Genomic DNA, 21786 nt, shown 5'->3' with positions numbered 1-21786 from the left:
CGGCCTGCCGTACGCCTACGGGCATCAGTTGCGCCCCAGCGAATCCGTCGCCGCCTTACCCGAGTACTCGCGACAAGGATTGCCGTGAACGACTTCTGGACCGCCGCCCGGTACTGCGACCTGCTGGAAAAGGAGATCAGCGCACTGGCCCGCGTGGTCACCGGCGCCGATCTCGGGCAGCCCGCGCCGAGTTGCCCGGGCTGGTCGCTGGCCGACGTGATCCGCCAGACCGGTGAGATGTTCCGGTGGATCGAGCCGATGATCCGCAACCAGGCGCAGCGCAAGTACGGGTTCGGCGACGTCGACCTGACCGGACCGGCCACACCGGACGGTTACGCCGACTGGATGATCGCGAGCGGCCACGCGTTGCTGGCCGCGGTGCGCGCCGCCGACCCAAACCATCCACTGTGGTCATGGGGCTACGAGCAGACCATCCGGTTCTGGGCGCGGCGCGCGTACTACAACACGGCCATCCACCGGGCGGACGCGGAGCTCACCCTCGGCCGCAAGCCGTCCTTCGACGACGCTGTCGCGCTCGACGGCATCAAGGAGTTCCTGCAGATCCTGCCCTACGCCGCGGACTACTCGCCGCGTATCGCGATGTTGCGCGGCGACGGCGAGACCCTGCGCCTGATCAGCCCGGACAGCCGCTGGCTGATCACGTTGACCCGGCACGGGTACACCTGGCGGCGAGAGGATGGTGACGCCGGGATCCCAGCTGACGCCACCATCGTCGCCGAGCGGGCCGGTGATCTGCTGCTGTTCGTCTGGGGCCGGCTCGGTGATCCCGGCCTCAGTATGACCGGTGATCGCCGGCTCGCCCGGACATGGACCGAATTGTCCGCGTTCAGCTGACGTGTTCGTGTCCAGGAATATCCCCAGGAGGAGCCGGCCATCAGAATCCACAACACATAGCGCCCGACTCGCCTACCGGTACTGAGAAAACGGTGCCCGCAATCAGGGCCGAGTCAGCCCTGACCACGGGACGCTTCGACTATTTGACGAGCGACTTGACCATGTCGAGGGAGTCCTCGGGGCCCATCGCCAGTTCGGTCAGCCGTCGCAGCAGGACTTGGATCGCCGAGGTCGTGGCTTCGTTCTGGGCCTGCGACAGACCGAGCACGGTCTCGGTGAACGCGAGGGCCGGTTCCTGGGGGTCGTCGAATTCGAGCAGGATGGCTGAGCCGGTGAGGCCGTCATGCAGTCCGGCCGACTGCGGGACGACCTGGAGGGTGACGTTGGGCATGTCGGCGCGTTCCACCAGTTGCAGCAGCTGCTCACGGTCAACCCCTTGATACAAAACAGGTTCGTGGATGAGCGTGTGCAGCCTCAGAGGACTCTCCGTGGTGAACAGCCTGTGCTGCCGTCGTATCCGTGTGATCGCCTCGGTGTCGCTGTCCTCGGTGTGTGCCAAGGATGTTCTGGCGTAGGATTCGGTCTGCAGCAGTTCGGGCAGGAGGCCGAGACGGAACTCGGTCATGGTGGACGCTTGCTGTTCCATGCCGATGTAGCCGCAGTCCCGTGGGCCGGACTCCTGCCACCAGCCGGGTTTCCTGGCCAGCTCCCACAGCGTCAGGTACTCCGGCCATTGTTCGGGTCGCAGGTGGTAGACCTTCAGCATCACCTGTGTCTCGTGGTACTTGGGCAGCTGGCCGTTCTCGATCCGGCTGAGTTTCCGCGGCGTCATGCGCAACTCGTCGCCGGCCCGCTCCCGGGTCATACCGGCCTGTTCACGCAACCGTTTCAGCTCACGCAGCAGTTTCCTGCCGTGATAGTTCGGCGTTCGCGGAACCGCCATGGCAACACTCCTCTGGTCATGGTGCGTTCGCCTACGATGCCCGCTGCTGTCAGGCATCACGATTCCTGGCCATTGATCCACAACGGCGACCGCCCGAAGGCCGGGGCGATGTGGCCGCCCCGGCCTTGCTCACATGCTCAACCGGTCATCCGATCTGCCGGTACGCCACGATCGTGGACGACGGCAGCTCCTTCGGCGCGTCCTTCGGCAGGCGTGGGTCACCGCCGTCGACGCCGAACGCAAGACCGTCGACATCGTCGACACTGACGGCCCGCTTCGCCGCCCAGTTCAAACTCGCCGAGGACCTCGTGGCCGACTACAGCAAGCACCCCGGCCCCACAACCAACACGGTGCAGGAGCTCCTGGGCCGACCCGCGCTCACCTTCGCCGAGTGGGCACACGACAACGCATCCGTCTTTTCTGTCACGGATCTTCCGCAGCCGTGACGTGCTCAGCGAACCACGACAGCATCGGGTTCAGGTCGGCGGCGGTGTCCAGCACCCAGTCGAGGGCTTTCGCAGTCGCCAGCCAGTCGTCGCGATCGAGGGCGCGGCTGGCGACCACGGAGCGGTGCCGGAGCAGTCCGGCACGTTCGTGGTCGGGCGAGTATCCGGGCGGGGTCACCTTCATCACGTCCCCGCTTATCTCGTAACCCTTGTGGCGCAACGTATCGATTGCCTGGGCCAGCGCCAGGCCGCTGCCCTTGCCGGCTACCGCGGCCCGGTACAGCTCGATCTGTCCCGGGTCCGGGTAGTGCCAGGCGCCTTTCACGTGCAGGCCGTCGAGGTCGAAGCGCAGGCCGATCTCCACCTTGCGGGCCAGTCTGATCGTCGCCGTCTGGTGCTGCCACCACCATGTGTGCTTGGCGTAGCTCCAGACCGAGAAGTCGGCGTATGCCGGGTCCGCGTCGGCCACATCGTTCAGCAGGTCGATCATCGGCTTACGCACCAGGCGTTCCCGGTCCTTGCGGAGTTCCTCGCGCAGGGCGCTCGACGGCTCACCGTCCAGTCGCAACAGAATGTCGAGCGCCTGGTCGGGCCATCCGCTGAACTGCTGAATCACGCGCCGATGCTAACCGAGGCCACCGACAAAACCTCGCCGGCGACTAGGCTTGGGTGCCATGTTGGTCGGCCGGGATGGGGAGCGGGACCACGTCAAGCGATTGCTGGGGCAGGCGTCGTCCGGTCGCAGCGCGACGCTGGTCATCCGAGGCGAGGCGGGGATAGGCAAGTCCGCGCTACTTGATCATGCCGTGGCCACGGCTGAGGGCATGCGCGTGTTGCGCGGCGTCGGCATCGAGTCCGAGGCCGAGCTGGCGTTCGGCGCTCTGCACCTGCTGCTGTATCCGTATCTGGATCGGCTTGACCTGCTGCCGGGCCCCCAAGCAGCCGCGTTGCGGGGTGCGTTCGGGCTGAGTGACGACACGGCGACCAACCCCTTCCTGATCGGCGCGGCGACACTGACGTTGGTCGCCGAACTGGCGGCGGAGAAACCGTTGCTGTGTGTGGTCGACGACGCGCAATGGCTGGATCGCGGGTCGTCGGACGCACTGTTGTTCGCCGCTCGACGGTTCCAGGCGGACCCGGTCGCGATGCTGTTCGCGGTCCGCGACACGGCAGTACCGTTCCACACACACCGCATCGAAGAGTTGAGACTGCAGGGCTTGTCGTCGGACGCGGCGGCCGGTCTGCTTGACCACAACAGTCCTGGGTTGACGGCGCCGATGCGGGCGCGGGTCGTGGAGGAGGCCAACGGGAACCCGCTCGCGTTGCTCGAACTCGGTGCGGCACGTCTGGCCGCGCAGCGTGAAGGTCGTGCGGAGCCCGCGCACCAGGTCGGCCCGTTGCCGGTCACGCGTCGAGTGCAGGAGACGTTCCGCGAACAGATCGTGGGCCTGCCCGAGGCATCCCAATCGATCCTGCTGGTCGCCGCGGCCGACCGCTTCGCCGGGATGGACACGGTGCTGCGCGTCGCCCGTGCGGTCGGTGCGGACACGTCCGACCTGGACGCGGCCGAGCGCGCCGGCCTGATCAACGTGGCGGACGGGGAGCTGGCGTTCCGGCATCCGCTGGTGCGTGCCGCCGCCTACCAGTGCGCCACCCACCACCAGCGAATCGCGGTCCACCGGGCCTTCGCCGAGGCACTCACCGCGCCGGACGTCCTGGACCGCCGTACCTGGCACCTCGCGGCGGCCACCACCGAGCCGGACGAGGCCGTGGCCGCCGAGCTCGAACGGACCGCGCTACGGGCAGAACGCCGCGGCGGGGCCATGGCTGTGTCCGCCGCGTACGACCGTGCAGGCCGGTTGAGCGTGGATCCCGAGCTCAAGGCGCGTCGCATCGCCAAGGCCGCGGCTGCCGCCTACGACGCGGGCAAACCCGACCGCGCGGCGCGCCTGGCAGTCGAGGTCGCGTCCCTCACCACTGATCCGAGCATCATCGCGGAGGCGACGTTGCTGCGTGGCCAGATCGAATACGAGCGGACGTCCCCCGAAGCGGATGCCGCGCTCGCGGCCGAGGCGGCGCGGTTGGTCATGGACAGTGACCCTGAACGAGCGGTCGTCATGCTGACCGAGATGATCTGCACCGGCCGGGACGCGGGTTCTCTGCCCTTGATCACCGAGGGCGGGCAGTTGATGGGCCAGTTGCGGCTGCAGCAGGGGTCCAGGCTGCGTGCGTCCGCCGACGCGCAGATCAGCTGGGGCGACCTGCTGAGTGGCAGACCGGAGAAGGCCGCCGGCCCGCTCCACGCCATGATCAAGATTGGCCGTGAGCAGGACGCGGACCTCATGCACCGGGTCGTGGCCGGGTTCAGCGGCCTGATGCTGGCCGAGGACGAGGCGACCGCCGCGGTGATGGAGCTGATGCTGGCAGAGGTGCGAGCCAGCGGAGCGTTGACCTGGATTCCGTACGCGCAGGAGATCCTCACATTGGCCCACGCGCTGCGCGGTGACGTCCTCACGGCACAGACCTGCCTGGCCGAGGCCGTGGCGCTCAGCACCGAGTTCGGGATGGACATGGAAGTCGCGGTGTTGCGAGCGACGTCCGTGTGGCTGGCCGCAATGACGGGCGACGAACCGCGATGCCGCGAACTGGCCGCCGAGGTGCTGCCGGTACTCGAAGGACGGCACGCCGTCGGCACAGCGTTGACATCCTGGGGCCTTAGCCTGCTCGATCTCGCCGCGGGACGGTATCGCGCGGCGTTCGACGCGCTGTATTCCGTCTGCGTGGGCCCGGCCAAGTACGACTTCCTTATCCGCGCGGTCGCGGATCTGGTGGAGGCGGCGGTCCGCGACGGTAGCCCCGACCAGGTCGCCGATCAGTTCACGGCGTTCGAACGGTGGGCCGTGCACGTGGACAGTCCGGTCGCGACAGCGCTGCTACGGCGTTGCCAGGCGATGCTCGAGGACTCCGAAGAGCATTACCGCGCGGCGCTCGACTTGTACGCCAAGCACGACAGCCGATTCGACCAGGCCAGAACTCAGTTGCTCTACGGCGAATGGCTACGCCGCAGACGCCGCCGTAGCGAAGCACGAGCTGAACTGGACGCCGCCCTGGCCGGGTTCAAGCGGCTGGGCGCGTCGATGTGGGAAGCACGCGCGACGAGCGAACTCACTGCGCTCGGTGAGCGCCCGACACTCGAGCCGGTCGCCGACGACCCGCTGAAAAACCTGACACCGCAAGAGGTGCAAGTCGTTCGGCTGGCAGCGGCCGGGCTGAGTAACAAGGAGATCGGCGCGCAGCTGTTCCTCAGCCCGCGCACGATCGGCCACCACCTGTACCGCGCCTACCCGAAACTGGGCGTCAGCCGACGGATCGAACTGGCGCAGCTCGGGCTCGGATGACTTAACCGCCATTTTCCGACAAGGGAGTCTCACGCCAGTCACGTGACCGATGTGAACCACTGTGACCAGGCCGTAGCTTCTCCGTCAACGAAAGGAGAAACGGATGTTGCTGGAGAACAAGACCGCGGTGATCTACGGTGGCGGCGGCTCGATCGGTGGCGCAATGGCCAGCGCCTTCGCTGCCGAGGGCGCGCGGGTCTTCCTTGTCGGCCGGACACCGGCGAAACTCGAGACGGTCGCGGACAGAATCCGGGCCGCGGGAGGCCAGGCCGAGACGGCAGTGGTCGACGCGCTGGACGCGTCCGCGGTGAACGACCACATCGACGCCGTCGTGGAGAAGTCCGGCAGCGTGGACATCTCGGTCAATCTGATCACCCTGGAAGGGATCTTCCAGCCGCTGGCCGACATCTCCACGCCCGACTTCGTCGCGGCCATCAGCAAGGCGCTGACCACACAGCTGATCACCACGAAGGCCGCGGCCCGGCACATGGTCAAGCAGGAGTCCGGGGTGCTGCTGTTCTTCGGCGGGTCGGACCACGCGAACAACCTCCCCGGTCTCGGCAACGTGCAGGTCGGCTTCGACGCCGTCGAATCACTGCGCAGGCAGTGGGCGGTGGAACTGGCGCCGCACGGCATCCGCACCGTGACGCTGCTGACCGGTGGCATCGTCGACACCTTCCCGGACACCCCCGAGATGCAAGCGCCCAGGCAGAGCATCATCGACGCGTCGCCGCTCAAGCGCGCCGCGACCATGGCCGACGTGGGGAACGTCGCCGCGTTCGTCGCATCGGACAACGGCCGCAGCATCACCTCGACCCAGGTCAACATCTCCGTCGGCGCGTGCTACGGCTGACCGGTGTGCCCCCTTTCGCCGCGGCGAAAGGGGGCACACCGTGCGGGTGTTCAGCTGTCGTCTTTGGGCAGAAGCGTCAAGGAGAAAACCAGATCGCCGAAGTCCGGCGGAGAGGATTCGGCATGGCTGCAGTGATAGACATGCCGATCCGCTCCCACTCGCTCCACCCACATCGCCGCGTTGCCGGTCCACCGTTCGATTGACGGCTTACCGCCTCGAAGGACCTCGGAGACGTTCGCGATTCGAAGCGAGCGTTGTGGAGCGACATAGTCGTACTCCACGACCGGATCGAGATCCGCATCGAACCACGTCCTCAGCGTGGATTCGACCGTGCCATCCGAAAGGGTGATTCTTCCCCCCGGAATGTCCACGTCGACACCCTGATCGCCGGATCGGTGCGCCGATATCAGACTGATCCTCAATCGGCCTTCCGCGTCACCGGCGACGATATCGCCGGTGACGATCTCACGGCCTGCCCACATTATCGACATCGGCTCGGCCAGTGGCTCAGGAAGATCATCACCGTATCCGCGACGCGCTTGGACAAACGCACGGCGCACACTCAGCCCCGAGTCCGCGAAATCCTGCTCGGACAGTCTGATCATGATCCTCACCCTACCGGCTGGACCTACGTCTACTGCCCGGAACTGTACGGCGGGCGTCCGAGTTTCCGGTGCGGATCCCGTGCCGCGTGGTCATCCGGCCAACGGGGAACCACCTCCTTGCCGCCCTCACGCGCCGGAACCGGTTCGTGGCTCAGTTCCATGGTCTCTTCCTTGCCGGTCCACGGGTTCGTGCGGGTCGGGCCACGGCCGCGCTCCTTGATTTCCTGCCGCTCTTCCGGAGTCAACGGCGAATTCGGGTCGTCGGCCAGCTCCTTCCATTTCTTTCTCTTTTCGGCATCCGTCATGTGGTTGTCGTGCGGCGGATTTTCCGGATCTGTCAGGAACCGGCCCTTTTTGTCCCGCAGCTTTCCCTGGGCATCGCGGGTGCCGGCCGGCGCCTCGGCTTCCGAGCCGGCCTGACCGGCCTCCGGTGGTGCCGGTGGCGCGGGCTTGTCTCCCGGCTCCGCAGGTTCGGAGTGCAGGACCGGCGGCGATGGAGGACGGGTGTACACCCATGCCAGTACCCCGCCGACTACTACCCCGCCGGCAAGAGCGGCCCAGCACCATGGGCCGCAGACGACCACGCCAGTACCGAGGACTATGGTCTCCGCCATCCGGCCATCGGGATCCCGGTATGTGAGCGGGTTGTTGTAGGTATAGCTGTACAGTCCAAGGTTTGCCGTGTTCTGGACGCCTCCGTTGCCTTTGCCGTCCAGATATGTGCCGAGTTCAGGGTCCGCCGACTGCCACAGGTTGGACCTGGGGTCGTAGTAGCGGGCGCCGTAGTAGTAGAGGCCGGTTTCCTTGTCGAATTCCTTGCCGTTGTACTGGTACGGCACCGGTGGTTTCTCGGCACTCTCCGCGGCCCAGGTCTCGCCGAACGGGAAGTATTCCTGGTGGGAGACAAGTCTTGCGCTCGTGTCGGTCACCAGGCCGGACGAGCCGAGGTGGTCGGCATGGAAGTAGAACTGCTCGTCCTCTAGTTTGGCCTCGACCTTCTTGGTCACCAGCCGGGTGTCGCCCGCGAACATGTGCTTGAACGACTGCCCGTCGATCTTGCTGAAGTTGCGGCTCGGCGCGATGTGTTTCTGTTTGCCGTCCTTGACAATGCGGTTACCGGATTCGTCGTACACGAACCGCACGACCGGGTCGGCATGCCCTTCACAGGAGCCGGGCTCCTGTCTGACTGTCGAGTGTTCGTCGTCGTGGACGCACGCCAGCCTGTTCTCCTCGTCCCACACCAACTGCGTCCGGTCATCAGAGGTGGACTCATCAGCCAACGGCCCGACGAAGGCCTGTACGTCGTACTTCTTGGTGACGATGTCGATCAGGTTGCCGTTGCCGTCGTACTTGTTGACGTCCTGGCCGACCTTGGCAGGCGCGTGCGGCCTGCCAGGCTCGTAGGTGTAGCGCAACGAGTACGTGGTGTCGTACTGCGGATAGGTCGTGCCCGCGGTGCTGACCAGATCGTGCTTCTGCACCTTGCTGGTGGTGTTGTGGATGCTGTCGTAGGTCAGGTCCAGCTTGTACTTGTTGAGCTTGTCCGAGGTGTTGCGGTACTCGCCACTGGCTGTGACGAGCCGGTTCAGGTCGTCGTAGCCGAAGGTCTGCTTGCTCGGTCCGCCAATGCCCTTGGCAGGCGGGACCGCGACATCGTTGGCCAGCTGCGTGACATTGCCGACGTTGTCGTACTGGTAGGACAGGTTCTGGAACACCCGCCCGTCCGGCTGCTGCGACTTCAAGGTGGCCAGCCGCCGGTCTTCCGCGTCGTAGCTGTAGCTGGTACGGACACCGGAACCGGTCTGGGTCAGCACCTTCTGCTCGAACTTGTCGTAGTCCTGGCGGGCCAGGTACGTGTAGTTCCTGTTGTCCTTGACACCTGTCGCGGTGGTGACCTGGCCGCCGCTGTCGTAGCCGTAGGTGACCTTCTCGCCGTCCGGATAGGTGGTGTCCAGGACCCGGTTGAACGAGTCGTACCGGGTCAGGGTGGTGAAGGAGGCCCCCGTCTCCAGGGCGCTGCCGCCGAGGGTGCGGGTCTCCTTGGCGACTTCGCCGAGTGGACCGTAGCCGCGAGTGAGAGTGCCTGCCGCGTCACGGATCTCGGTGATCCGGCCCGCGCCGTTCTCCGGGGCGCCGAGCGCGCCGTAGGTGTACTTGACGTTGTTGCCGGTGAAGATCGGGTACCGGATCCCGGTGCCCCTGGTGAAGTCGTAGTCGTACTCGATCGCCTTGCGCTTGTCCCGCAGGTTCGGCGTCACCTTGGTGATCACGTTGCCCGCGAGGTCGTATCCGGTCTCGGTCTTGCCTGTGTCCGGGCTGTCGATCACCGTGCGGCGGCCGAAGTTGTCGTAGGCGGCCTTGGTGGTGTTGCCGCGGTCGTCGGTCACGGTCGTGATCTGCCGGAGCGGGTCGTAGCCGTAACTGGTCCAGATCACCGGCTGGCCGCCGGTGGGGTTGAACTCCTTGACCGCCGTGGTCAGCTCACGCACATCGGTGTACGCGCGGCGCTGCTTTCCGTTGGCATCCGTGGTGATGGTCTCGAACTGGGTGACCCCGGCCCGATCCGGCCCGAACCCGTAGGCCATCGTCGACGCGGTGTCGTCCGGAAGCGTCACCCGGGTCGGTCGATCGAGCACGTCGTAACCGGTCCGGGTCGGCCGCACGGAGTCAACCGCCGGGTTGAAACTGAAGTTGTTGTCTCCCTTGGATTCGGTGACCGGATAGAACTGCTCGGCCGACCGGCCGAGGAAGTCGAACACCTGCTTGCCGGACACAGTCATCGCAGGTTCGGGCGCCGCGCCGGGCTGCGGCGGAACGCTGGCGTCCTTCTTGGTCTGCACCGCCCGGCCAAGACCGTCGACGAACTGGACGGTGTCGATGGTGTCGTCGCGTACCTCGGTAGCGGTGTTGTCGATGTGCCTGCTCACCGCGTAGGGCACTTCGGCGTCCGGGTGGTACTCGAAGCCGATGGTCACCCGGTTTTCCGGGATCTCGTTCGGGCCCGCCACGAACGCGATGCGGCCCACCCGGTCGTAGTTGAAATGGACTCGTTGGAAGTTCTCGTCGACCGTGCTCTCGGGCAGGCCGTACTTGTAGTTGTGGGTGATCACCGAGCGGAGGTTGAAACTGTCCACAATGGTCTCGACGTGCACACCGACGACCGGGTCGTAGCCGTAGTCGAGCCGGTATCGCTGGCCGGTCTTGTTGGCCGGCCCGACCACGGCCTTGAGGTTGCCGTTGCCGAGATATTCCATGTCGCTGACGGCTTTCGAGCCGTCGGCCAGCAAGGCCCGGACCTGCGTGACGTTGCCCGTCTTGCAGTCCACTGTCGACTGACGGTTGCGCATCACCGACTTCGACGCGATGGCCACCACCTGCATGGAGTTGGCGGTACCGACGATGTTGCGGTCCCGGCAGGCCTGGTCGGCCGCCGTGTAGCCGGTACGAGTCTCCACGTCATCGGCAGCACCAGCCTCCGCCGCGTCGAAAACCCGAGTCGTGTTACCGAATTCGTCGTAGTCGAACTCGGAAAAGGTCGACTTGCCCGCAGTGGGCTGGCCTTCGTAGGACCGTTTTTCCGTTCGCGACAACAGTGGGAACACCGTGGCCGTGGTGCTGCGTGGATCCACGGGTTTGCCGGTGCTCACGTCGCGCAACGCGTACGTGTTCACCGTCTCCTTGAACAGCCGCCCGGCCGCGTCAGTGGTGAACGAGCGGGACACCAGGCCGCGGGCGTAGACGTTGTCGTTGCGGTACTCGTTGGCCAGCGCCCGGAACACGGCGTCACCGGCACCGGGATCCCGCTGCTCGTTGAGAACGCGGCCGTAGCCGAGGAACTGCCGTTCCAGCCGGTCGTATCGGCCGTTCTCGTAACGGAAGGTGGTCAGCTGCACGTCCTGGCCGTCGCCGGGGTGGCCATCGAACACCCTGGTGCTGGACAGCACGAAGCGCGACTGGGGCAGGTCCTTGGTGTTGCCGTCGCGGGTGTAGTCCAGGTCGAACTTCCCGCCGAGCGGCCGGGTCACCGAGCGCAGCAGGTTCGTGCGGCCGGTCCGGTTCTCCGCGACGATCAGCTCACTGTCCTTCGTGGACCGGACTTGGTCGGTGTACCCGTCGCCGTTGATATCGCGCAGCGCGAGTTCGGACCGACCGATGCCGGTCGAGACGTCGGCACCCGGGTTGAACACGACACAGCCACCGGCGAAGATGCCCAGGCAGAACCCGAAGGTGAAGTACGCGCCCGCGCCGAGGCTGGAGTTCTTGCCGGAGTTGATCCCGCCGAGACTGCCTTGGAACGTGGTCGGCGCGAGGAATCCGTTGCCGGTGTTGATGGCGACGGCCAACGGCGTGCCATCCCGGGAGAACACCCGATCGGTCAGGCCGTCGCCGTTCATGTCGATCAGGCCAGCCTCAGTCTTGGACGAACCGGTCGCGGCCGACACACCACCGGCCAGGCCGTAGAAGTCCGTGTTGAACCCGAGGTTGAGCGCCGAGTTACGGGTGTTTGCGTCGTTAAGCGGGCCACCAGGCCACGGTTCGGGCGCGGCGAACCGGTAACCCAGGTTCAGCGCGGCCGTGCCGTTCTCGTAGACCCGGTCGGGCAGGCTGTCGCCGTTGATGTCCAACAGGTCGAACTTCCCGTCCGACTCGCCGCCACCGGTGCTGCCGCCGATGCCCAGGCTGGGCATCTCACTGCCGTTCTGGGCAGTGTTGGCGGAGTTCTCCGCCGACGGCGCGGACTGCCCGCGGCCGTCAGCCGAAGTGCGGGCCGGGCTACCGGCATTGGCCGACGCGGTGAACGCCCTCGAGTCGTTCTCCCGGACGTTGCCGGTGCCCAAGCTGCCACGGGTGCTGCCGAGGCCACCGGTCATGTCCGAGTACTGGATCCCCGCCGAGCCGACCACATCGGGGAAACCGTCACCGTTGAGGTCGAGGTAGTCCACCTCGCCACTGCTGCTGCCCCGGGCCACGCTCGCGCCGGCGCCGATCGGCACGCCCGGCAGGCTCGCCCCGAACGTGGTCGAGATCTGACTGCTGCCCGCCACCCGCGACACACCAGTCGCCCCGGCGAAGTCAGCATCGTTGGCCACGTCGATCCGGTCGGTACCCAGCCGCGAACTCGCCGCACCGACACCTGCGACCCAGGTATTGCCGTCTTCGCTCCCCCACTGGCCCTTGGCCGGTCTGGGCGCGAGCACGATCGCGTTGGGCGGGGTGACCCGGCCTTCGAAGCCAGGTACGTCGGATTCCTTGGGGGCTGCGGGAATGCGGTTGCGGTAGTTCTGGTCGATCGCCAGGTCGCCCTGCACGATCGGGGCGGTGGCACGGTCGCGGTTGCCCTGGTAGCCGATCGCGCCCCAGCCCCGGTAGGGCTGCGCGAACGCACCCTGCTCCGCCGAAGCGTGCAGCGCGCTGGGCACTGGGTCGAACGTCACGCCGTCGGTGCTGATCGACGCCGACTGCCTGGTCAGCCGCCCGGGCAACGTCGTGTCCAAAGTGGAGAAGTCGAGGAACAGTTCGTCGCCTTCGTTCGCGTTGACCTTGACGCGTAACGACTCCGGCTCGGGAACCTGCCCGTTGACGATGTCGATGACCTTCTTGGCCAGCAGTGCACCCCGCCGTTTGACAGTGAACACGACTCGACTGTCGCCGCCGTTGACGGCCAGTTCCGGCTGCACGGTCAGCTCACCCGAACGAGTCGCGGTGTACGAGCCCTGTGGCGCGGTCAACGTGTCGACCGGGTACATGTCCAGGTCGTACGGCGGAGCGATCTTCATCGTGGGGTTGCCGTTCTGGTCGAAGACCGGCACTCCCCCGTCCGCCGCGGTGTAGTGCGCGGACGGAACCCAGTGCAGCGCCCCCGCGTCGATCGGCGAATCCACCCGCAGCCGCCACGACAGCGTGTCGTTGGCCGTCACCGGGATGTCCAGGTTGATCGCGACCGTCCCGCCCGTGGCCGCGGGCAGGTTGCCGGTGAAGACGTCCTGGCCGTTGCGGGTGATCACGACCGCGACGTCGTCTGTCGTCGGGCCGACCTTGGAGACGTCACCGGACAGGTGCAGCGTCCCGGTCACCGGTGCGGTCACTGTGGACGGACGGCCACCCAGGGTGAAGTCACGCGAAGCCAGGTAACGGTGGTTGTCCAGGCCATTGACATCAGTACCGGCCGGGATACTGGTGTAGGTGATGTCCGGGTCCCAGGCGACCTGGTCGAACTTTCCATCCAATACGGACTGGACTCGGAAGTAGACCCGTTCGCCGCGGCGCACCTGCACAGCGTCCACTCCGGACGGTGTGTACTGGGCGTGGTCGTCCGCCATGATCCGCTGCGACCACAACTCCGTGTTCTCGTGCTGCACCGCGACCCGGACACCGTCGGCCTTCTCGTCCGTACCGGCGTTGTCGGCCAGCTTGACCCCACCGGCGATCCGGATCGTGCCGTCGTAGGGCGCGATCCACCTTCGCACGCTGTCCAGCAGCGGGAACGCGTCCACCTGACGCTCGAACTCACGAGTCTGATCACCCACAATGGTGCCGCTCGCACCGCCGGTACCGATCGGCACGGGCGTGTCCTTGCTGTTGGCGCTGTAGGCGGGATTGCCGTTGGCGTCCAGGTATCCGAACAGCACACTGCCGTTCGTGACCAGGTCGGTCAGACCGTCACCGTTGACATCGGAGAAGTACCGGTCGGTTCGTGTCGTGGTGGACACGTGGTCGAGTTGCGCGGCCACACCGAAGTACGACTCGACACCGGAGGTGACCGACCGGGTCGACTCCGTGGAGATCGCTGGCAGGTTGGCCAGCTTGATCGGGGTGTCGCCGAACCTCGGCTGCCCGCCCGGCCCGGACAGGTTCGGCCGGTAGAACACTCCTGCCCCAGTGCGGAACACCTTGTCCGGCAAGGAATCCCCGTTGACATCGGTCAACGCCAGCAAGCCTTCGGCCGACCCGGCGTTGAAACCCACCTTGCCGCCTGCCGAACCGGACTTGCGCGCCACGGCCGGGTTGAAACCCACGTAGAGGTGTCCGCCCGCACTGCTGGATGTGCTCGCCGACAACGCACTCGCCTGTCCATCAGGGACGCTCGCGCCGAGCGAGTCGTTGTGCGTGGTCCAGCCCGTCGCGTCGGAGAACGCCCGGTACTCGCCGTCCCCGGTACGGATGTCATCGAAGTAGTCGAACGTGTGGGTGTTGAAGATCCGCAGATCCTCGCCGTACTGGGCAACCTGCTGCAGCAGGGTCTTGGCGAACGCGCCGGTACGGTAGTTCAGTTCGTAGGCACGAATCGGCTTGTCGTCGATGAAGATCTCGATCCGGCGCAGCAGATCGGCCGTGACCTGTTTGAACCCGTTGCGCGCGTCGATCTCCACGTCCTGGCGGCGGGACTCCCCACGCTCCCGGTCACGGATGAACGTGACCGAGTACCTGCCCTCGATCTTGCCCTGACCGGTATAGGTGATCCGCTTCGGATACATCTCCGCGCCCGGCACCGTGCCACCGTTCACACCCACGTCCGCGACCCGGACATTGTGGTACCGCACGAAGTTGTCGTTGGCGTCCCGCACCTCGCGCAACGCCCACACCGCGACGTTGCCGGACTCGTCGGTCAGCGTCGTGCTTTCCCCGGAACCATCAGGCGGACCGCCGAAAATTGATCTCGTGCCGTTGCGGGCGGTCACCTCCCACCAGTAGTTACGTGGATTGTCACCGTGCCGGACGATTCTGCTGAACCGCCCTTCCACTCTGGTCCGGAACACTTTCTCCGCGGTGCGCGCCTGCAGTTGCGTGCGGTGCGCGACCGGCGTGAGCTGCTCGCCGTTGAGTAGATAGGTCTCCGTTTCCAGGCCATTTTCGTATCGTGGTACGCCCCACCTGGTGTCGATCGTGATCGACTGCGTCGCGACATTCCAGCCGACGCCGGTCCAGCTGTTGCCGCCCGACGAGTCGTACGTCAGCGCGACCGACGGCACAGCGTCACCCCGGCCCGGCGGCAGCTCGATGGGATAGCCCACCCGGGCGTCACCGGTGATGTCCGCCGTGGGCGGCTGGATCAGGTTGATCTTCGAGCCGGGGTCGGCGGCCTGAATCCCCTTGAGCTGATTGGGATTGAACGACGCACCCTCGGGATGCGCCGGGACGTCGACGGCCTCCCCTGGCTCACCGGCCGTCAGCGACAGCGGGCCGGCGATGTGCGCGGCAGGGGGCACCACACCGGCCACGAGGGCGAGGACCACCCCCAGCGTCACGATCTTCCGGCGAATTCCTGACACGCGAAGCTGACGCCAGGTGGTCATGATCCCGAGACCTTTCGTTCGGATTCCACAGGATCTGCATGATCAGCCTCGCCAAATTACCGACGATGGACACACAGCCGCAATCAGTCGCCGGATTCAAGGGCAGCCATTCGCCGAATCAGTCCAGCCGACCCAAACCCTTACATCAAGGGACGCACAAAATGCCTACGACGATGAGACGACGAGAACGTAGCCGAGCAGGCTGGGCAGAAATAACACGGCATTTGTGCCCCCACCCCCGGAACCAGCCGGCGGTCCACCGAACGGAGCATGTTCCCGCACCGGCGGCGGGTCACCCCTTGATCATGCCTGATGCCGCTCTTTTCACCAACCGGAACATCCGCAATCCGATTGTCCACTCGCGACAAAGGCCCGGCCCGGAGTCCGGGCCGGGCCTGAGCCGTGAGAACTACTTCCGGTAGAAGTGCACGTTGCGCCACTGGTGCTCGGCACCGTCGGTCTGCAACGTGCCGTACACGCCGTACTTGAAGTAATGATCGCCTTTTGGCCCGTTGCTGGTGTGCACTTGTTGGCCGTTGATGTAGATCGAGTAGCTGCCGCCGGTGGCGGTGGCGTTGTGGGTGACGTTGATGCGCACCCACTTGCCGTAGATGTTGCTGATCAGGTCCTTGCCGCCGCCCCGCAGAGTGCCGCCGTTCTTCGAGAAGGACCTGATCATCAGCGTGGTGGCGCCCTCGCCGTCGTTGCCGAAGATCTGCATCGCGCTCTCGTCGTCGGTGCCCGGGGTGACCTTCAGTTCGCCTTCGAACTGCCGCTGGCCGGTCCGATAGTTGTCCTGAACCCGGACCTCGACCCGGTTGGACCCGTTGTTGACGAGCTTGAACGTCTGCACCCCACCGGACCGCAAGTAGGAGCCGCCAGGCCCGGACGCACTGTCGGTGCTGCTCGGGTAGCTCGTTATCTCGCCACGGCTCTGAATCTGCAGATTCCACGAGGGTTTGTGTTCCGTCCAGCCACTGCCCACCGGACCGGCGAAGGCACTCGACTGGTTCAGGACAACTCCGGCAGCAGTCAGCACAACCGTGCCGGCGATCGCCGCAATTCTTCGCGTCAGACGCATAACGCTCCTTGTGTGACATCGCAGGGGACACACGCGGCGGCGGCAACAAAGTATGACCCATATCCCAGCGTCAAAACCAGCATGTGCCAAGACATTCCCGGCGCCACGCTCCGTCCCCCTCCACAGGACGGGATGCTTGTCCGGTGACCGGGGCAGTCGAAACCGAACTCGCACCGTCACGCCGCGGAGGCGATGTTGTCGCTGGCGCATGACTTCCGGGTGATGCGTGCCGACCGTGGTTTCTGGTGCACCCGCTCGGCGCGCCGTGCGGCCTCTACCCCTGTCCAGGCGATTAAACAGTTGCTAATATTAGCAACTCCGAAGGAGTACGGCGCAACGAGGCAAACCATGGGCGAACCAACGGTGGCCGCGGTGATGACCCGCCAGGTGATCACCGCGGTGTACGACACCCCGTTCAAAGAACTGGCCGGCGCCATGCTCGCCCACGGCATCGACGCGCTGCCTGTCATCGACAGCTCCGGCACACCGATCGGCGTGGTCAGCGAAGCCGACATCCTGACCAAACTCGAGTTTCACGGCGGCGCCGACCCACCACCCCTGCTCGCCGGCCCGCACTGCCGCGCCCGATGGCGGAAATCCACAGCGCTACGCGCGGCCGACCTGATGACCACACCGGCGATCACCACAACCCCAGGCGTTACAGTCAGTGCCGCCCTGCACCTGATGGCCAGCAGCCGGATACGCCAGATCTGCGTCGTGACCTGCGTCGGCCACCTCATCGGCATACTCGCCCGCCGCGACGCACTACACCTGTACGTCCGCAGCGACAGCACCATCGAAACCGACATCGAACACGAAATCGCCACCAGAACCCGCGCTGCAAACCAAGTCACCGTGCACGTCACCGACGGCATCGTCACCCTCGAGGGCAGACTCTCGTTCCACAGCACCGTCCAACGCATCAGCGAGGCCGCACACCACGTACCCGGCGTCATCGCCGTCCACAACAACCTTCATTACGACGTCGACGACCTCATGATCACCGGTCTGTGACTGCATGAACTGGACCATCCTCTTGAGACACTCCACATCAGAACTTGACGCTCGACTGCGGGCTGGTCACACCCTGTGACACCTGCTCCGTTCGAACCGGCTACGCCCAGTGCCCATCGCAAAAAAGAACGCGTCCGACACTGGACAGCCCCTGGTGATCATGTTCTAGGCTCCCGGTCGTCCGGGCTCGACGACTGCGAAACCGTCACAGCGCCCGGATTCGACCGCTTTCACGCCGTCACTGGGGAGCCACTTTGTTCCGACGATTCAGACCCGTTTCCGCCGTGCTCGCTGCGGCCTGCTGCACAGTCGCGCTCGTCTCGCCCGTGGCTTCCGCCGCGGCCGCGGCCAGTGATGTCGCCGTCGGCGTCGCGATAGAGCCTTTTGGCAGTGTCGACGCTTACTGGACCGACGCGCGGATGCAGCAAGCCACTGCGCTGGTTGACGAGTCCTCGCCGACGACCCAACCCACAACCCCGCCAAGTGAGCCACAGGTCAGCGAAAGCGCGGACGGTGACGCCGGGCCGCCCGCCGACACACTCTCGACCATGAGCGCCGACGCACTGACGTACTTCCGGCTGTCCAAAGTCTGGGCAGGACACGGGAAACTCCCCGCGCGCACCATCGGCAAGCTCTTCCTGACCAAGCCGGAAGGTGACCGCTACTGCACCGCCACGGTCATCAGCTCCAGCAACCACAACACGATCTGGACCGCCGGGCACTGCGTCAGCAACGGTCACAAGGGCTGGTACAAGAACTTCAAGTTCGCCCCTGACTTCAACAACGGGTCGCGGCCCTACGGAACGTGGACCGCGAAGGCCTGGGCCGTGCCCAACGGCTACCACGACGGCAGCGATAACTACTACGACATGGCCGCGCTCGCGCTCAGCAGCAACTCGCGCGGCAAGGTCGGCGACGTCGTCGGATGGCAGGGGTACAAGTTCGGTGCCACCCCCGCGACGGCGAGCTACGGCGACGTGCGCGCCTTCGGATACGCCGAGAACACCCACCCGTCACGGTCAGGAATCAGCCCCAACGGCGGAGACTTGCGGTTCTGTGTGGGCTCCTCGTCCGTCCCCGGATACCGGGTCATCTCCTGCGACATGGGAAGTGGCGCCAGCGGCGGGCCATGGATCCACGACATGCCGTCGTCGCGCGGCTGGGGCTACCTGATCGGCAACCAAAGCTTCCACATCGGCAACGGCGGCCAGGACATCTACAGCCCACCACTCGGCCAGGCCGCGATCAACACCCGCGCGGCGGTACACACCAAGTAGGCCACCAGAAGGCGTCGGCAGGCTGGGTGTGGCGGCGAGGCCGGAAAGTCCGCCACCCCTTCCTGCCGACGCTGGGGCTACCCGGCCGCCGACGTAGGCCGGTACAGCCCCGCTGCCCAAGCCGTCACCACGCAGTTGATCCGACGATGGCAGGACGCCGTCCGGACCGGCATCGAGGCCACCCAGGCAGCAGGCGAAGCCGACCCCGCTCTCGACGCCGACCGCCTGGCCGCCGCCATCGTCACCGCCATCCAGGGCGGCGTCAGCATCCTGCTCTCCACAGGCTCCGCCCAGCACCTGGAGACAGCATTGAACCTCTGCCTGGACAACCTGTTGCGATCCACAGGCTGACCTCGTTGAAGGCAGCACCCGGCCGGTCGCGCTGCTTTTTGGGTTCTACTCACAGGTTGCCGGTCGACCGGGCTCGGTGGGCCGCAGCCGTCCGGTTGTGAACGCCCAGCTTGCGCATCGCGGATCGCAGGTAGGCCTTGACAGTCTCCGGGCTCAGGCCAAGCCGGGTCGCGATCTCGAGGTTGCTCGCGCCCACTTCCACCAGCCGGAGCGTGTCGATCTCCCGCGGTGCCAGCGCGGGCCTGGTTTCGGCGCGAATCGGCCGATCGGAAAGATTCCGGTGAATCCGCGAGAGCCGTGCGCGCAGCCGGGGATCGTCGGTGTGCTCGATGATGGCGGCAAGTTCGGCAAGGGCTTCGAGAGGACGAGCCACTTCGTCGAGCCGCTGCTCCACATCCTGCTGCAACTGGGAGGCCACGATCGTGGCGGTGCGGAGCGCACGGTCGCCGATCGGGCGGTGGTCACGCACCGCCCCATAGATCACGCTTCGAACCTCACCGCGGACGAGCACTGGCACGGCGACGAGTGACGTCAACCGCTCCGCGTCCACGACCATGCGGTCGTATTCATGAGTTATCGTGAGCGTCGTGGCATAGTCGTTGACGCGCAACGGTGTGCGCTGACGCAGTACGCGTCCGCCGAGCCCTTTGCCCGGTTGCACGGCCAGCCCGCGCAGCGAGTCGCCGAATGTCCCGACCAGACGATTGAGAATGAGGTTGCGGCCCCGGGTGGCGCCGCCGAAGACGACCGGCACACCGCTGACCCGCCGTAACCGTTCCAACCGCTCTGGCAGCAACTCGTCGATCACCGCCCGCGCCGTGACGCTGTCGTCCACCGGCTAAGTTTCGCAGACCAATGGCCCACGTCAAGCGCGCGTTACCCCCGTATGTGGGTAGCCGCACGAGCAACAAACGACTGATAGTCACGCCATGCCCGAACCCGAAGAGCATCCCGTGGACGCGACCGGCGCATACCGGCAGAGCCGCGACCAATTGCTACAACTGCGCGGTGAGTACGCCTGCGCCGTAGCCGAGTTCCGATGGCCAGAACTCGGTACCCGGTTCAACTGGGCGGTCGACTGGTTCGACGCTGTCGCAAGCGGAAACAATCGCCAGGCCCTTGTTGTGGTGGAAGAGGACGGGTCCACGACAGAACGAACCTTCGCCGAGATGTCCCGTGCCTCGGATCGTCTGGCGTCGTGGCTGACCGCCCACGGTGTCCGCAAAGGACACCCGGTCCTGCTGATGCTCGGCAACCAGGTCGAGCTGTGGGAAGCGATGCTGGCGATCATGAAGCTGGGAGCGGTGATCGTGCCGACCACGACCGCGCTGGGGCCGGCGGACCTTGAGGACCGGATCGCTCTTGGCGGCGTCCGGCACGTGATCTGCAACGCCGCGGACACCGACAGGTTCGACCGGGTGCCCGGCGATTACACGCGGATCAGTGTCGGTGAGGCCGAAGGCTGGTCCAATCTGCGGGCAGCCGACGAACTGGAGCACACGAGCATCGCACACCCGAATACTGCGCCGGGCGATCCGTTGCTGCTGTACTTCACTTCCGGCACGACGTCGCGACCCAAGTTGGTCGAGCACACGCAGGTGTCCTACCCGGCCGGTCATATGTCCACAATGTATTGGCTGGGCCTGCGGCCCGGCGACGTGCATCTGAACATCTCCGCACCGGGATGGGCCAAGCACGCATGGTCCTGCTTCTTCGCGCCCTGGATCGCCGAAGCGACCACCGTCGTCTACAACTACCGTCGCTTCGACGCGGCGGCGATGCTGGCTCAGTTGCGCCGCAGGAAGGTCAGCTCGTTCTGTGCTCCACCGACCGTCTGGCGCATGCTGATCAATGCCGAGCTCGGCGAGCGCCCGGAAGCTCTGCGTGAGGCGGTCAGCGCCGGGGAGCCGCTCAACGCCGAAGTCATCGAGCAGGTTCGGCGCGCCTGGGGCCTGACCGTGCGCGACGGATTCGGCCAGACCGAGACCACCGCCCAGGTGGGCAACACCCCGGGTGCCGCGGTCCGGCCCGGCTCAATGGGGCGGCCGCTGCCCGGAATTCCCGTCGTCCTCATCGACCCGGCCACCGGGCACCTGGTCACCGGGACAGGCGAAGGAGAGTTGTGCATCGATCTGTCGGCACGTCCGCTACCGCTCATGACCGGCTACCGGGGCGACGCAGAACGCAACGTCGAAGCGATGAGCGGCGGTTACTACCACACCGGTGACGTGGCGAGCCGTGACGCCGACGGCTACATCACCTACATCGGCCGCACCGACGACGTGTTCAAGGCGAGCGACTACAAAATCAGCCCGTTCGAACTCGAATCGACACTCATCGAGCATCCGGCGGTCGCCGAGGCCGCGGTGGTCCCGGCACCGGATCCGATCCGGCTGGCCGTGCCCAAGGCATACATCGCGCTGGCGCCCGGCCACGAGCCGACAAAAGAGACGGCGCTGTCCATCCTGCGGTACGCCCGTGAACACCTCGCCCCGTACCAGCGCGTACGGCGAATAGAGTTCTACGACCTGCCCAAGACCATTTCCGGCAAGATCCGCCGCGTCGAACTCCGCGCACGGGAGCAGGAACTCGCGGACGGCCGGCAGGCGAACGCCGAATGGCGCGACGACCAGTTCCCTGGCCTCAAGGACTGACTGACCGGACAGGGG

General features: G+C 66.0%; 13 protein-coding genes and 1 pseudogene. 8 read left to right on the top strand and 6 right to left on the bottom strand.

What is annotated here, in order from left to right; genetic code table 11:
• The first annotated feature begins 84 nt into the window (after positions 1–84).
• Complete coding sequence (locus JOF56_RS25665) at positions 85–855, top strand: maleylpyruvate isomerase N-terminal domain-containing protein (protein WP_209642060.1); 771 nt, start codon at positions 85–87, stop codon at positions 853–855.
• A gap of 139 nt (positions 856–994) precedes the next feature.
• Here JOF56_RS25665 and JOF56_RS25660 read toward each other — a convergent pair whose 3' ends face one another.
• The gene (locus JOF56_RS25660) at positions 995–1798 is read right to left on the bottom strand and encodes a helix-turn-helix domain-containing protein (protein ID WP_209642059.1); all 804 of its coding nucleotides are present in this window, start codon (positions 1796–1798) and stop codon (positions 995–997) included.
• 173 nt (positions 1799–1971) lie between these two features.
• Between JOF56_RS25660 and JOF56_RS25655 the strand changes: the two genes are divergently transcribed.
• Complete coding sequence (locus JOF56_RS25655) at positions 1972–2244, top strand: hypothetical protein (protein WP_209649133.1); 273 nt, start codon at positions 1972–1974, stop codon at positions 2242–2244.
• Here JOF56_RS25655 and JOF56_RS25650 read toward each other — a convergent pair.
• Entirely contained in the window at positions 2222–2860 is a 639-nt protein-coding gene (locus tag JOF56_RS25650) for a DUF2461 family protein (protein WP_209642058.1), read from the bottom strand. The genes JOF56_RS25655 and JOF56_RS25650 overlap by 23 nt on opposite strands.
• 58 nt (positions 2861–2918) lie before the next feature.
• Between JOF56_RS25650 and JOF56_RS25645 the strand changes: the two genes are divergently transcribed.
• Positions 2919–5642, top strand: coding sequence for a helix-turn-helix transcriptional regulator (locus JOF56_RS25645; protein ID WP_209642057.1), 2724 nt, complete (start codon positions 2919–2921; stop codon positions 5640–5642).
• A gap of 103 nt (positions 5643–5745) precedes the next feature.
• A complete protein-coding gene (locus tag JOF56_RS25640) occupies positions 5746–6495 on the top strand; it encodes an SDR family NAD(P)-dependent oxidoreductase (RefSeq protein WP_209642056.1) in 750 nt (249 codons plus the stop codon).
• 50 nt (positions 6496–6545) lie between these two features.
• Here the strand turns inward: JOF56_RS25640 and JOF56_RS25635 are convergent, their stop codons facing one another.
• The 3 genes from JOF56_RS25635 to JOF56_RS25625 all read right to left on the bottom strand — a co-directional run bounded on the left by JOF56_RS25635 (position 6546) and on the right by JOF56_RS25625 (position 16475).
• Positions 6546–7100 carry a hypothetical protein gene (locus JOF56_RS25635; RefSeq protein WP_209642055.1) on the bottom strand — a complete coding sequence of 185 codons (555 nt, stop codon included), beginning with the start codon at positions 7098–7100 and terminating at the stop codon, positions 6546–6548.
• A gap of 29 nt (positions 7101–7129) precedes the next feature.
• The gene (locus JOF56_RS25630) at positions 7130–15394 is read right to left on the bottom strand and encodes a SpvB/TcaC N-terminal domain-containing protein (RefSeq protein WP_209642054.1); all 8265 of its coding nucleotides are present in this window, start codon (positions 15392–15394) and stop codon (positions 7130–7132) included.
• A gap of 409 nt (positions 15395–15803) precedes the next feature.
• Complete coding sequence (locus JOF56_RS25625; protein ID WP_209642053.1) at positions 15804–16475, bottom strand: polysaccharide lyase family 7 protein; 672 nt, start codon at positions 16473–16475, stop codon at positions 15804–15806.
• A 348-nt stretch (positions 16476–16823) separates the two neighbouring features.
• Here JOF56_RS25625 and JOF56_RS25620 point away from each other — a divergent pair, with 348 nt between their 5' ends.
• The 3 genes and pseudogenes from JOF56_RS25620 to JOF56_RS25610 all read left to right on the top strand — a co-directional run.
• Positions 16824–17489 carry a CBS domain-containing protein gene (locus tag JOF56_RS25620; RefSeq protein ID WP_209642052.1) on the top strand — a complete coding sequence of 222 codons (666 nt, stop codon included), beginning with the start codon at positions 16824–16826 and terminating at the stop codon, positions 17487–17489.
• A gap of 254 nt (positions 17490–17743) precedes the next feature.
• The gene (locus tag JOF56_RS25615; RefSeq protein WP_209642051.1) at positions 17744–18766 is read left to right on the top strand and encodes a trypsin-like serine peptidase; all 1023 of its coding nucleotides are present in this window, start codon (positions 17744–17746) and stop codon (positions 18764–18766) included.
• A gap of 96 nt (positions 18767–18862) precedes the next feature.
• Positions 18863–19117, top strand: a pseudogene (locus JOF56_RS25610) (TetR family transcriptional regulator C-terminal domain-containing protein); the annotation flags it as partial.
• Between the two features lie 49 nt (positions 19118–19166).
• On the opposite strand, the gene JOF56_RS25605 reads toward JOF56_RS25610, so the two are convergent.
• Positions 19167–19952: a LuxR C-terminal-related transcriptional regulator gene (locus JOF56_RS25605; protein WP_307855256.1), complete on the bottom strand. Its 786-nt coding sequence runs from the start codon at positions 19950–19952 to the stop codon at positions 19167–19169.
• Between the two features lie 94 nt (positions 19953–20046).
• Between JOF56_RS25605 and JOF56_RS25600 the strand changes: the two genes are divergently transcribed.
• Complete coding sequence (locus JOF56_RS25600; protein WP_209642049.1) at positions 20047–21771, top strand: AMP-binding protein; 1725 nt, start codon at positions 20047–20049, stop codon at positions 21769–21771.
• The last annotated feature ends 15 nt before the right edge of the window (positions 21772–21786 follow it).

The sequence above is a fragment of the Kibdelosporangium banguiense genome, from assembly GCF_017876405.1.
Taxonomy (GTDB): Bacteria; Actinomycetota; Actinomycetes; order Mycobacteriales; family Pseudonocardiaceae; genus Kibdelosporangium; species Kibdelosporangium banguiense.
This window is presented reverse-complemented; position numbering and strand designations above follow the sequence as displayed.